Annotated in this window: 11 protein-coding genes and 2 pseudogenes; 8 read left to right on the top strand and 5 right to left on the bottom strand. The window is 61.0% G+C overall.

Annotated features, from left to right (window positions below; all coding sequences use genetic code 11):
• The first annotated feature begins 28 nt into the window (after positions 1–28).
• On the top strand, positions 29–2,032 hold the full coding sequence (locus WGT02_RS29320; RefSeq protein WP_208246633.1) for an aldo/keto reductase: 2,004 nt from the start codon (positions 29–31) through the stop codon (positions 2,030–2,032).
• A 172-nt stretch (positions 2,033–2,204) separates the two neighbouring features.
• Positions 2,205–2,543: a DUF2147 domain-containing protein gene (locus WGT02_RS29315; RefSeq protein WP_024315186.1), complete on the top strand. Its 339-nt coding sequence runs from the start codon at positions 2,205–2,207 to the stop codon at positions 2,541–2,543.
• 37 nt (positions 2,544–2,580) lie between these two features.
• On the opposite strand, the gene WGT02_RS29310 is transcribed toward WGT02_RS29315, so the two are convergent.
• Positions 2,581–2,892 carry a hypothetical protein gene (locus WGT02_RS29310; RefSeq protein ID WP_208246630.1) on the bottom strand — a complete coding sequence of 104 codons (312 nt, stop codon included), beginning with the start codon at positions 2,890–2,892 and terminating at the stop codon, positions 2,581–2,583.
• Positions 2,893–3,446: 554 nt separating this feature from the next.
• Here WGT02_RS29310 and WGT02_RS29305 point away from each other — a divergent pair.
• Together WGT02_RS29305 and WGT02_RS29300 are read left to right on the top strand one after the other, a co-directional pair.
• Positions 3,447–4,190, top strand: a complete 744-nt coding sequence (locus WGT02_RS29305; RefSeq protein ID WP_208246628.1) for an SDR family NAD(P)-dependent oxidoreductase — start codon at positions 3,447–3,449, stop codon at positions 4,188–4,190.
• Complete coding sequence (locus WGT02_RS29300; RefSeq protein WP_208246626.1) at positions 4,187–5,095, top strand: RNA polymerase sigma factor; 909 nt, start codon at positions 4,187–4,189, stop codon at positions 5,093–5,095. The genes WGT02_RS29305 and WGT02_RS29300 overlap by 4 nt, the downstream gene beginning before the upstream one ends.
• Before the next feature lie 295 nt (positions 5,096–5,390).
• Here the strand turns inward: WGT02_RS29300 and WGT02_RS29295 are convergent.
• From WGT02_RS29295 to WGT02_RS29285, 3 genes and pseudogenes are all read right to left on the bottom strand, one after another.
• A pseudogene (locus WGT02_RS29295) lies at positions 5,391–5,561 on the bottom strand (VOC family protein); the annotation flags it as partial.
• Between the two features lie 259 nt (positions 5,562–5,820).
• Entirely contained in the window at positions 5,821–6,795 is a 975-nt protein-coding gene (locus WGT02_RS29290; protein WP_225040049.1) for a DUF2332 domain-containing protein, read from the bottom strand.
• Positions 6,796–6,928: 133 nt separating this feature from the next.
• Positions 6,929–7,318 carry a cupin domain-containing protein gene (locus WGT02_RS29285; RefSeq protein WP_024314566.1) on the bottom strand — a complete coding sequence of 130 codons (390 nt, stop codon included), beginning with the start codon at positions 7,316–7,318 and terminating at the stop codon, positions 6,929–6,931.
• Between the two features lie 410 nt (positions 7,319–7,728).
• On the opposite strand from WGT02_RS29285, the gene WGT02_RS29280 reads away from it, so the two are divergent.
• The 4 genes from WGT02_RS29280 to WGT02_RS29265 all read left to right on the top strand — a co-directional run bounded on the left by WGT02_RS29280 (position 7,729) and on the right by WGT02_RS29265 (position 10,687).
• A complete protein-coding gene (locus WGT02_RS29280) occupies positions 7,729–8,739 on the top strand; it encodes a Gfo/Idh/MocA family protein (RefSeq protein WP_208246622.1) in 1,011 nt (336 codons plus the stop codon).
• Between the two features lie 10 nt (positions 8,740–8,749).
• On the top strand, positions 8,750–9,847 hold the full coding sequence (locus tag WGT02_RS29275) for a Gfo/Idh/MocA family protein (RefSeq protein ID WP_024314568.1): 1,098 nt from the start codon (positions 8,750–8,752) through the stop codon (positions 9,845–9,847).
• 7 nt (positions 9,848–9,854) lie between these two features.
• Positions 9,855–10,268, top strand: coding sequence for a VOC family protein (locus WGT02_RS29270; RefSeq protein WP_208246620.1), 414 nt, complete (start codon positions 9,855–9,857; stop codon positions 10,266–10,268).
• A gap of 116 nt (positions 10,269–10,384) precedes the next feature.
• The gene (locus WGT02_RS29265; RefSeq protein WP_208246618.1) at positions 10,385–10,687 is read left to right on the top strand and encodes a DUF2934 domain-containing protein; all 303 of its coding nucleotides are present in this window, start codon (positions 10,385–10,387) and stop codon (positions 10,685–10,687) included.
• Here WGT02_RS29265 and WGT02_RS29260 read toward each other — a convergent pair.
• A pseudogene (locus tag WGT02_RS29260) lies at positions 10,636–11,998 on the bottom strand (Xaa-Pro aminopeptidase). The gene WGT02_RS29265 and the pseudogene WGT02_RS29260 sit on opposite strands and share 52 nt — an antisense overlap.
• Positions 11,999–12,101: the final 103 nt, after the last annotated feature.

Below are 12,101 nucleotides of genomic sequence, written 5' to 3'. Positions count from 1 at the left end.
AGACGTATGCAATGAAGAGGAACTCCTTATGAGCACAGACCAACCGATCCGTTGGGGCGTTATCGGCCCGGGCACGATTGCCCGCACCTTTGCGGACGGCATCGCGCATTCGCGCACCGGAAAACTCGTTGCCATTGCCACCCGCAACCCGGAAAAGCCGGGGCTTGGCGAGAACTTCCCCGGCGCCCGCATCGTCAAAGGGTATGATGCACTGCTGGCGGATGCAGAGATCGACGCAATCTATATCGCAACGCCTCATACCGGCCACGCCGAATGGGCGATCAAGGCCATCCGCGCCGGCAAGCACGTTCTTGTTGAAAAGCCGATTGCGCTTTCCGCGTTTGACGCTGACGCCATCTATCATGAAGCCAGGAAGGCCGGCGTCTTTGCCGGCGAGGCCTTCATGTATCGCGTTCACCCGCAGACGGCCAAGATCGTCGAACTGGTCAAAAGCGGTGTCATCGGGACGGTGCGCATCATCCGTTCGAGCTTCGGCTTCAACATGGGCACGTTCCGGCCCGACCATCGCCTCTTCGCCACCGAGACGGCGGGCGGCGGTATCCTCGATGTTGGCGGCTATCCGGTCTCCATGGCGCGGTTGATCGCGGGTGCTGCCGAGGGCAAGCCGTTTCTTGATCCGGAAAAGGTCGCCGGCGTCGGTCACCTCGGTCAATCAGGGGTCGATGAATGGGCCTCTGCCGTGCTGAAGTTTTCGAACAGCATCATTGCCGAGGTGTCCTGCTCGATCATGGCGCAGCAGGACAATACACTGCGCATCATCGGTTCGGAGGGACGCATCGAGGTCAAGGACTTCTGGTTTGCCTCTGGCCACCAGGGTGGCGTCGGCAGGATCGAGATCATCAAGGGCAACGAGCAACAGACGGTCGAGGTCAAGGAAGATCGCTGGCTCTATTCCTTCGAGGTGGATGCGGCCGGCGATGCGATCCGCGCGGGCGAAAAGGAATTCCGCCACCCCGGCATGGGATGGGCCGATTCCGTCGGAAACCTGCGCGTTCTCGATCAGTGGCGCGCGTCGATCGGACTGGAATATGGGGTCGAGAAGGCCGACAAGCGAACCGCAAACGTCGCAGCCGGCCTCGTGCGACGCGGCAATAGCATTCCGCAGCGGCAGATCCCCGGCATTTCCAAGCCTGCCTCGGTCGTCACCCTCGGCTTCGAATTCTTCCCGAACTTCGCGGCGGCATCGCTGACCCTCGACGCGTTCTACGAGGCCGGCGGCAATGTCTTCGACACCGCCTTCGTCTATGGTGGCGGCAAGACCGAGAGCATCTTCGGCGACTGGCACACCAGCCGAAAGGTGCCGCGCGAGGAGATCGTGCTGATCGGCAAGGGCGCGCATTCGCCGCTTTGCTATCCGGATGTGATCGCCAAGCAGCTCGACCAGTCGCTGAACCGGCTGAAGACCGACTATGTCGACATCTACTTCATGCACCGCGACAACACCGACGTTCCCGTCGGCGAGTTCGTCGATGCCATGGACGCAGAGGTCAGACGCGGTCGAATCCGCGGCATCTTCGGCGGGTCGAACTGGACGCGCGAGCGCATGGAGCAAGCCGCGGCCTACGCCGCCAAGAACGGCAAGACGGCGCCGGCTGCCCTTTCCAACAACTTCTCGCTTGCCGAAATGCTCGACCCGATCTGGGCCGGATGCGTAGCAGCCTCCGACGATGAGTGGAAGACGTGGTTGAATGCCAAGCAGATCCCGAACTTCGCCTGGTCGAGCCAGGGCCGCGGCTTCTTTACCGACCGTGCCGGACGCGACAAGCAGGACGACGAGGAGATTGTGCGCTGCTGGTATTCCGACCGTAACTTCCAACGCCGCGACCGCGCAATCGAGCTCGCCAGCAAGCTCGCTCGCAGCCCGATCCACGTCGCGCTCGCCTACGTGATCGCCCAGCCATTCCCGGTCATTCCGCTGATCGGGCCACGCACGATTGCCGAGCTCGAAGACAGCCTCTCGGCGCTCGACATCACGCTGCCCCCCGAACAGGTGGAGTGGCTGGAAGCCTGAGGCGATAGCAACCTGGGCCCGGGGCTTGCGACGAGCCAGTCCCGGGCGGGCGCCTTCACCGGCGCGGCAGAAAAGAGCAAGGAAAGCTGGAGCGTGGCGCTTTCGAGGCGTATAGTGAAACGCTTTAGGTCGGACCAGCGGCCTTACCCTTATCGCCAAGAGGGAGCAAACCATGCAACGGTTGGCATTGATCACGGCGTCGATGACGCTCGTGGCCTTCAGCGTTTGGGCTCAAGAGCCTGTCGTCGGCACCTGGAAGACACAAGTCGGCACTACCGCGGCAATCGACGAATGCGCGCAAGGTTACTGCATTACCATGAAAACGGGCAATAATGCGGGCAAGCGCATCGGCTCTTTTCAGGGAAGCAACGGCAACTTCACGGGAACCATCATCGAGCCGGAGAGCAGGAAGACCTTTAGGGGTGTGCTGACACTCACGGGTGACACGGTGCACATGCGCGGCTGCACGATGAAGGTGATCTGTGTCTCGCTGATCTGGACGCGCTTGTGACAGCCGAACGGAAATGGGCCGGCTGTTGTTCGCGCGGCTAATTGCGGCGCTTCAGGCCTTCGATAACCTGTCGATATTCCTCCGCGATGGAGATTGCCGCTTTTACGACCACCGGATTGACCGATTTGCGATCAACGGCGTCCGAGCAGGCTTCGAACACGCCGCGCAGCTCGCGTTCGATCAAGGAAAGCTCCGGATAGTGCTTTACCAGAACCTGCGGAAGCAATTTTGCCTTTGCTTTCAGCGACTTGGAGTGGACGAGGATGTCCGAATCTGTCGTGGTAACATCGAGAATGGCTGCTTCGAGCTGTCCGGTGGCGCTGACGATATCGATATCCAAGGCCATCATTTTCCCTCCAAACAAAGGAACCTGTGAAGAATACCATGCATTCCTCGTGCCAAACTGTTGAACGCCGGTTCGCGCTCGCCTGTGAAGGCCGTCGTCGATCGCGTTGATGGTGTCGATGTGGGATCCAGCAGGTGATTCCGGCGTGGTCGAAGATTCCGCCAACCGTGGTTCGGGCATGATTTCTAGTTGAGACTTGTTGCGAACACATTTCCGCTATCCGGTAGCAATTGCCACCAGCGTAGGGGAGAGCGACGGCGGCTTCGCGGCGCGAAGTTGCCGTTTGCTGCCGTCCTGGGAACATCACCAAAGCCACCAAGATAAGACCTCCGTTGTGTCTGTCCACGAAGTGGGCATCGCAGGATCAAGCCGTACTCGCTGGTCTGTGTTGATCCGTTCTAGTCCGAAATCGATCACCGTCGAATTTCGGCCGAGTCAGACTTTTAGACGCTGGCCTCCGCAAATCGCTGTTGGCGATGACTCTTTTCACCTCGTTGGAACGTCGTTGTTGCGACCGTCGTCGAGCGGTCGAATCCGACCAAAATGAGGACTGAGAGATGGATCTGGAAGGAAAGCGAATCGTGGTTGTCGGCGGGAGCCGCGGCTTGGGGAGGGGGCTCGCCGAAGCATTTGTGGTTCGCGCGGCCGAAGTCACCGTGGTAGCCCGAAACGCGGCTGCCGTGCAGGGGCCAGGCGAGCAATCGACCGTCACCGCCATATCGGCTGATGCAACCGATGTCGACGCGGCATGGCGGATCATGGAGCAGACGCGACCAGATCTCGTCATCATGAATGCTGGTGTGGAACCGCCCATGGAACGGATCGACCGGATTGGCTGGGAGGCATTCACGACCAACTGGAATGTGGACGTCAAGGCCGCGCTGCACTGGATACAGGCTGCTCTGACGTTGCCGATGACGCCGGGCGGGCTTGTCGTCCTGGTCTCCAGCGGAGCCGCCGTGCAAGGGTCGCCGCTATCGGGCGGTTATGCGGGAGCCAAGCGCGCGCAGTGGTTCATTGCAAAATATGCCGAGGGCCTGTCGGCGGAACTCGGCCTGGGTCTGCGCTTCCGGGTCATCGTTCCACGGCAGATGTTCGCCGGTACCGGTGTGGGCGATACCGGCATCGCGGCCTATGCCGCGGCGGCGGGTCGGACATTCGCCGAACAGGCCGCCACCTGGCCAGACATGACGCCGTGGGCTTTTGGCGATATGGTCGCCGACCTGATCGGCAGGACGGGCCTCGCCGAGGCCGTGGTCTACGCGGTGCGTGGGGATACGGGTGTGACGGTCATCGAATGACACAAGACGCTGCTCTCGAAGACGAAGAGAGGAAAACTCTGCTCGTAGCCCTGGCCAGGGAAGCGGACGCGCTTCGCCCCGAACTGCACCGCTATGCTGCCCGTCTGGTGGGTTCGGTGATCGACGGCGAGGATGTGATTCAGGACGCGTTTGCCAGGGTATTTGCGACGGCTGGCTCGATCCCTCCGGGCACGCCGCTGCGACCCTGGCTATTTCGCATTGTCCACAATCGAGCCATAGATGCCTTGCGCCAGCGCAGTACGCTCCGATCGGAGCCCCTTGAGATGGCTTTCGATCTGGCCGATATCAGCGTCGTCGGTCCGGAGGACGCGCTGATCCAGCAGGACGCGGTGCGGGTCGCCCTGAGCCACTTTGCAGAATTGCCGGTGCCGCAACGCAGCGCGGTGATCCTCAAGGATGTGTTGGGAGAGTCACTTGCGGACATCGCAGCGCTGCTGGAACTGAGTGTCGATGCCGTCAAGGCCCATCTGTCGCGCGGTCGGGCGAGATTGCGCGCCATCTCCAACGTACGGTCCGAGATTCCGCCACCGCCGAGTCCCGAGGTCCTGAACTTTGCAGCGCTCTTCAACGCCCGAGACTGGGACGCTTTGCGTCGCATGCTGGCGCGGGATGTTCGGCTTCGTCAGGCGCGACGGCCGGAAATCTCTGGTGCCGCCGACGTCGGTCGATTTTTCACCTATTATGCCGAATATCCGCGGGTCAGGATCGAACCGGCTTGGCTGGAAGGCCGGGAGATATTGCTGGTATCAGCCGAACCGTCGGGCGGTCCTTCATATTTCATGCTGCTCGAATGGCTGGGGCAAAAGATAAGCCTGATCCGCGACCATCGCTATGCGACCTATGTCATGGACGGTGCGGACGTCATGCTGGCCGCATCGCGGTGACCGACATTGATTAAGACGCGCTTTCTCGAGGTCCAATTGCGGTCATTGGCTGTCTGCGCTTTCTAGGGGTCCGGCCCCACCCTTCGATAGGATTGCCTCGGTCGACGCTAACAGCCTGTTGGCATGTCATGCACCTAGACCCAAAGGGTCCGCTTCCCGCCAAGGGGTGGTCGGTCGGCTCAGACCGATCACTCGTATCTGATTGGCGAGAACGCGGAACAGTGGCGGGTCCATCTGGACCGCCTTCTTGCCGTGACCGAAATTGAAATATCGCGCAATACGGACGCCGTTTCAGTTACTTTGTTGAGAGGGTATGCGCAGTTATGGTATAGCCAAATGGATCGACGAAGGCGAAATAGCGTCCGAACGGATTGTCCCTCGGTGGGAAAGCTATCCGCACGTCGCGCTCGCACAGATGAGCGTGCAATTCGTCAGCGTCGTCGCAGCCAAACCAGATCGCGATGCCAACTGAGGCATGAGCGCTGAGACCGTCGCCAGATCGCCAGCAGCCACGCGTCCCAGCTCGACCGCTACCTCGTGGCTGCGGCGGTGTCGGGCGACGCTCATTTCGGCCGTTCTGCGGCTCAGGTGCCTGAACCAGCGGGACGCGCCATAAGGCGACCTTCATGGCGCTCCCTCAAAGCTGCCCTTCGCGCAACGGCTCGAGTCGGAACCTATAGCTGACCTCTGGCGAGCGGTTTGGAGACGTTGTCATTGCCAGCCGCCTACGCCACGTCCGCGATCCATTCGAGCGAGGCGCCATGCGGGTCGGTCCAAGCGACAGGGGAGCCGTTCACAGATAGGAGAAAGCGGCCTGGCGGCCGGCTTTTTCCGGCGCACGTGGCGATGCACGGGAATACGCGAGGGAACTCGTTCGATACCCAATAGGGAGAGAGACGCATCACCTGCTCAGCGAAAGCCTCTCTGTCTGCGGGGTCGGAAACATAGTCGAGGACGGCTGTGTGAAAGACGACGAGGGTAGCATCCTTTGGAGCTTCGCTGCAGAGCCGCACTAGGTCGCTGCCGCGCAGGTCGCCCTTCAGCACTCGGGGCTTGACCGTGGCAGCGATTTTTACGGCCGCCCGCAGATTGGCGAGCCGCGCCGTCTGCTCTGGCCAGACCAGCGTCTCAAGCCATGCGACTTGCGAGGGGTCCGAAGCATCGATCGGGCTCAGGTCCAGTCCTGCCCGCCAGACGACCTGCGGTGCGGCCGCAGGCATCGGCGTTGTCTCACTGGCGGAACATCGGAAGACAGGCGGCTCCGCGGCCATCGCGGGTGCGCGGATCGCCTTGCGCCCGTAATCGTAGCTGTAGAGGTCGGGCATGAGGCACAGGCCTGCGGAAGTCCCGACCTCCAGGAGGGCCAGCGGCTGCGGCAAGCGCGCCAGTACGGGGAGTAATGTGGCGCACCTTCCCGGCTCATTGGTTTGCGTCGAGCGCTCGAGCATTAGTGAGCGGATAGCGTCGGCATTAGCCTGAAGCACCTGGCGAAACTCGTTCCATCCTGTCGGCGTGCCGAACAGGTGACGCACCGCGGCGAGCAGAAGGTTCGGTTGCCGCTTCACGTCCGGGAGGGTCGACAGGAAGCCGAGTGTTTCCCGGTCCCCAGCGACCGCACGAGCCAACTCCTCGTATAGCGGCGACCGACCGTGAGCCTCCGTATCGGCGAAGCGAATATATCGGGCTGAGATTTCAGCCAAGCCCTCCTCGCCCATATCCGCTGATCTCCGATCCCGACGTCTCGTCACAGTACACGATCCACGGATCAGATTGGAGCCAGGCGCGGCGTTTTTACACAAGTTCGACCCATTCCGGTCGTCAAGACGGCGGGTGTTACGCTTTTGCGGCAGCCCAATGCCTCGTCACTTCCGGCTGCCCCTCGAAAGAGGCCTCGAAGGTTGGCGCGGCCAGTATGGCCTGCATGTGCAATGTCGCGCTTCCGGTATTACGAAAGCCATGCCAGCTGCCGGCCGGCACGATGACTGATTGTCCCGTCGATACTGTTTCTCGTTCATCATCCAACCACAGCTCGGCTTGGCCTTCCAGAACGGTCAAGACTTCCTCGACGGGATGGGTGTGAGTACGTGTGCCACTTCCTGGTGCGACCCACTGTTCGAATATGCAGAGCGTGGCTGCCTCGGTGACCGCAGAAACGCGCATTCTGGTCAACACGCCGGGACGCCACTCCTCTGTCGGCTGAAGGTTATGATCGATAATCTGCATGATTCCCTCTGTTGGCAGAGTAGCACGCCGCGTCCGCATGAAGCCGGCAACCGGTGGTTCATCAAGTTAGTAGAGCCGGTTACCCGTGTCGATGATCTTCCGCTTAGGGTCACGACTGCTGGTTCCGGCCCATGTCGGCTTCCCAGAAGAGAATTCGGCTCCGGAAGGTCTTGAAAGGGTCAGGTCACGACTATGCAAGCGGGGTGCCTCAAAAAACCGGCCGACCAATTAAATAACTATTTAGATACAAGTGTTTACTAAGCAATATCATTATCTTAAGAGGAATAACCGGGTATACAGCCATCCATCCAAGCTTGACAGCCTCCAGGTTTCGCTGTCTGTTCGACATCAGGAGATCGCCCAAAGACTCAAACGCGGGCGCGAGGAACTTCCGAGGAGGCATTGCTGTTATGTTGAGATTTGCGGTCGTCGGGATCGATCATGGACACACGTTCGATCACGTGAAGGGCCTGCTCGCGGCCGGTGCAGAATTCGTCGGCTATTGCCCGCAGACATCCGTGCCGGCGCTGTTGGAAGCTTTCCAGAGAACCTATCCGGGTGCGCCACAGATCGACCGCGAGACGATTTTCGCCGATCCGTCGATCGACGTCATCTGCATTGCTGCGATCCCTCGTGACCGCGCAGGCCTGGCCATTCGCGCCATGAAGGCCGGCAAGGACGTGATGACCGACAAGCCCGGTGTGACGACGTTTGCTCAGCTCGAAGAGGTGAAGCGGACTGTCACCGAGACCGGCCGCATCTTTTCGATCTGCTTTTCCGAGCGTCATTGCGTGCGGTCAGCCGTCAAGGCTGGCAAGCTCGTCAACGCCGGGGCGATCGGCACGGTCATCCAGACGCTCGGCATCGGACCCCACAGGCTGCAACTGCCGACGCGGCCGGACTGGTTCTTCGATCCGGAAAAATTCGGCGGCATCATTGTCGACATCGCTTCGCACCAGGTTGACCAGTTTCTCTTCTATACGGGTTCGACGAGCGGCGAGGTCGTGGCAAGCTCGGTCGGCAATTTCGGGATGCCCGACAGGCCCGCCTTCCAGGACTTCGGCGAAGTCCTGCTGCGTTCGGACAAGGCCTCGGGCTACGTGCGCGTCGACTGGTTCACGCCGGAAGCGCTGCCGACCTGGGGCGATGGCCGCCTGACTATTCTCGGTACCGACGGCTATATCGAATTGCGCAAGTATATCGACATCGCCGGACGCCCCGGCAAGGACCACCTGTTCCTCGTCAACGGCAAGGAGATGACGCACATCGATTGCAGCGGCGAGAGGCTCGACTATTTCGATGCCTTTGCTGCCGACGTGCGCGAGCGCAGCCAGACGGCGATGACCCAGGCTCATGTCTACGAGGTCTGCCGCCTTTCGCTCGAAGCACAATCAAGGGCCGCGCGCCTGGGTCATCGCTGAGGAAGCCACCATGTCCAAGAAGTTTCGCGTCGGCGTCATCGGAGCGGGAATCGCCTCGCGCCACCTGTCTGGCTTTTCCTGGAACAAGGAAATGTTTGACGTTGCTGTTGTCTGCTCTTTGGACGAGGACCGCGGCGCTGCGCTTTGCGAAGAGTTCGGTGTTCCAGAATACACGCAGGATGCCGAGACGATGATTGCTCGCTCCGATCTCGACATCATCGACATCTGCACGCCGCCAGGTTCGCACTTCGCACTGTGCCGCAAGGCGATCGAGGCCGGAAAGCACGTCATCTGCGAAAAGCCGCTGTTCGGTTCGATCGCCGAAGTGGACGAGATGGCCCGTATCGTCGCGCGCGCCGAGGGCCCCAGGCTCATGCCGATCTTCCAGTATCGCTATGGTTCCGGACTCCAGAAACTGAAGATGCTGATCGATCTCGGCCTAACCGGCACTCCGTTCCTGACCACGATCGAGACCCACTGGTGGCGCGGCGCGGATTATTATGCCGTCCCGTGGCGGGGAAAATGGGCGACCGAGTTCGGTGGCGGCCTGCTTGGCCACGCAATCCACGCGCACGACATGCTGAACTATGTGCATGGCGCATGTGCCGAGATCTTCTCCTACGGGGCGACGCTGGTAAATCCGATCCAGGTCGAGGATACGGCGGCATTGTCGGTGAAGATGAAGAACGGTTCGCTGGCGACGCTGTCGATGACGCTCGGCTCCCGCAAGGAGATCTCTCGTCTGCGGTTCTGCTTCTCCGATCTCGTCGTCGAGAGTATTGTCGAGCCCTACACGATGGGTCGCGACCCTTGGACCTTCATTGCCGGCACGGAGGCGCATCAGAAGCGCGTGGATGACGCACTTGCCGGCTATGTCGTCAAGGAAGACGGCTATACCAGACAGTTCGAACTCTTCCACCATGCGCTGACGACCGGCGGCCAGCCGCCGGTGACGTTGGAAGATGCCCGCAACTCGCTTGAGCTTGTCACTGCCGCCTATCATTCGCAGCGCACCGGCGTGCCGACGAAACTGCCGATCCTCTCGGATCATCCGCTCTACCATTCATGGCTGCCGGAAGAAGAGCGACGCCAGGCCGCTGGGGCCTGAGGCGAAAATGGTGAAAGGCTTCGAGCATGTCGGCATGGTGACCGGCGACATGGAGCGGTCGCTTGCCTTCTATTGCGACCTTCTCGGCCTGCGCCTTCATCTGCGCAAGACCATGGCCAATGGCACGGAAGTGGCTTTCCTCGATGCCGGCGGCGGCATGCTGGAGATCTTCGCCCCGCCCGCAGGCGCGGCGCGTGCCCCTGACCTGCCGCCGGCCACATCAGGCGTCCTGCATGTTACCTTCCTTGTCGAAAGCGTCGACGAAAGCTTTGCGACGTTGAAAGCGGCAGGCGTCGAGATCAGGGAGAGGCCACGCCCTGCGGTCAACTCGGAAATGCTTGACAGAGTCGCATTCCTTCGCGACCCCGACGGGATCATTGTCGAGATCGCCGAGCGCCGCTGCGCGTTGAAGCGGTCCTGATCGGCGGAAAATATATCGAACAGCAGATCAAAATTTCCGCACTGCGGTAACCACTCGGTAATGCCGATTTGTCAGCCTGAAGAAGACGATACATTCCTTCACGGCTGGGGGTTGGCATGTCACGCAATAAGGACGACTGGATCAATCAGCGCGCTTATGGGCTCTGGGAAGCCGAAGGGCGGCCGGAGGGTCGCAGCGGCGACCATTGGCAGCAAGCGGCACGCGAATATCAGCAACTCGAGCTTACCCGCGCCTCCGTTGACGGCAGCGACCTTGTCGAGCGCCTCCGGGCGATGGGCAAACTGATGCGTTCGATAGACGTTGAGGACGGCAACGATGTTGCCGCTGACAAACGAAAAGCGTCTGATCATTCCCGGACGAGAAACTTGTCTGACTGCAGCCAGAATGGTGGCAGATAAAGCGGCGTGGAAGAGAGCGGCAGGATGTCGTCGGAGAGCGCCACACCGAGCTTGTCTGACATGAAACGGCGCCGCGCGGCAATGCGCGCATGCATATCAGGATAGCGTTGGCGTATCTCTTCGCGCAGCTTGGCGTCCGCAAAGGCCACCATGTCTTCGCAGTTGAGAGCCCAACCGGCTGGCATCGGCACCGGGATGACATCGACCTGGAACGGCATGCCGGATCGCAAGCGCTCGATCGAGCCGGGCCGTACTGGCGAATGCAGCCATTCCGTGACTGCCAAGGTGGCCGGGGTTCAGCGCCGAGTTGAGGCCCGCCGATTTTAGCTTCTCGGTGACCGCGGAAAACAGATCGCCGCCGGTCACGCCAATACGTGCCGTCTCATACCAGGTGATCAAGGCTTCGAAATAGGCCTTTGCGGGCGTCAGGAATGCCTCGTCATGATCGGTGAGGAGGCCGGCGCGGGAAGACAGCGCTCCCCAATAGCCGAGTGCCGTCGTTACGCCATCTCCCTTCTTCAGGCGGCGCGCGGTCGGGCTCCGCAGACCGATGATGTTCCCGCCCTCGCTGACGGAGGCAAACATCGTGTGGTCGTTTACCGGGTCCCCTTCATAGCCGAGGCGACCCAGAGCCTCGAATTCCGTATCTCCCACCCAAACACCGGCAACGACCCTGAAGAGCGCCTGCGAGCAGCGCACGGCGGCCCATTCGAAGGCCGCGAGTTGATCGACGTCGACGATCGCGCGATGGCCGGTCTCCGGATGCATGAGCACGGGCGTCGCGTCGATCAGTTGCGCTGAATGACCAATCGATCGGCCCAGTGCGTTAACGATGAAATGCGGAACGAAGAAGCTCTGGGCGCACTCGTCGTCCTCCTCAGCCGAGAGATATTTCCAGCCGACCAGGCCGATAGAATCCCCGGCCTTGATTCCCGCATCGCGCAGCCGATCGCTTAGCCGCGGGTTTTGGCTGCGGTCCTGTCCCATGAGGCTGAAAGTCTGCGCGCGCAGCACCTCGATGCCGCCAAGACCGGCAATCGCCGTATAGCTCTCGGATTCGTTTCCGGTGATGATCACGCGACGACCGCCCGGACCAAGAAGCAGGAGGGCCTCCTCGAAACGCGGCTCGAAGCCGGAGAGATGCATGATGTTTCCGAAGTGCTCGCGATCGGCATAAACAACCAGCCAGTCGGTGCCTGCAGCTTGCAAGGCTGCGTCTGCTCGCGCTGCGTACGTCGCCGACGGGATTTGCGGCTGCGTCAAGAGGGGGCCTAAATCCGGCAAGGCAACAGGCGCAAGGGTGATTTGCATGCGGTTCCTCCAACCGAAACGAATGTCAAACAAAGATGAAAAGCACAAAAACCGTGTGTGGTAGTGGGCCAGCGGCCAGGAAGCGAAAGATTAGCATAGCCGA

The organism is Rhizobium sp. T1470, from assembly GCF_042140505.1.
In the GTDB taxonomy this organism is placed as follows: domain Bacteria; phylum Pseudomonadota; class Alphaproteobacteria; order Rhizobiales; family Rhizobiaceae; genus Rhizobium; species Rhizobium favelukesii.
The sequence above is the reverse complement of the archived record's forward strand: the minus strand, read 5'-3'. Positions and strand labels throughout refer to the sequence as shown.

Coding starts and splice junctions, on each gene's coding strand:
- WGT02_RS29320 (WP_208246633.1), top strand. CDS start 29: ATGAGCACAGACCAACCGATCCGTTGGGGCGTTATCGGCCCGGGCACG.
- WGT02_RS29315 (WP_024315186.1), top strand. CDS start 2,205: ATGCAACGGTTGGCATTGATCACGGCGTCGATGACGCTCGTGGCCTTC.
- WGT02_RS29310 (WP_208246630.1), bottom strand. CDS start 2,892: ATGATGGCCTTGGATATCGATATCGTCAGCGCCACCGGACAGCTCGAA.
- WGT02_RS29305 (WP_208246628.1), top strand. CDS start 3,447: ATGGATCTGGAAGGAAAGCGAATCGTGGTTGTCGGCGGGAGCCGCGGC.
- WGT02_RS29300 (WP_208246626.1), top strand. CDS start 4,187: ATGACACAAGACGCTGCTCTCGAAGACGAAGAGAGGAAAACTCTGCTC.
- WGT02_RS29285 (WP_024314566.1), bottom strand. CDS start 7,318: ATGCAGATTATCGATCATAACCTTCAGCCGACAGAGGAGTGGCGTCCC.
- WGT02_RS29280 (WP_208246622.1), top strand. CDS start 7,729: ATGTTGAGATTTGCGGTCGTCGGGATCGATCATGGACACACGTTCGAT.
- WGT02_RS29275 (WP_024314568.1), top strand. CDS start 8,750: ATGTCCAAGAAGTTTCGCGTCGGCGTCATCGGAGCGGGAATCGCCTCG.
- WGT02_RS29270 (WP_208246620.1), top strand. CDS start 9,855: ATGGTGAAAGGCTTCGAGCATGTCGGCATGGTGACCGGCGACATGGAG.
- WGT02_RS29265 (WP_208246618.1), top strand. CDS start 10,385: ATGTCACGCAATAAGGACGACTGGATCAATCAGCGCGCTTATGGGCTC.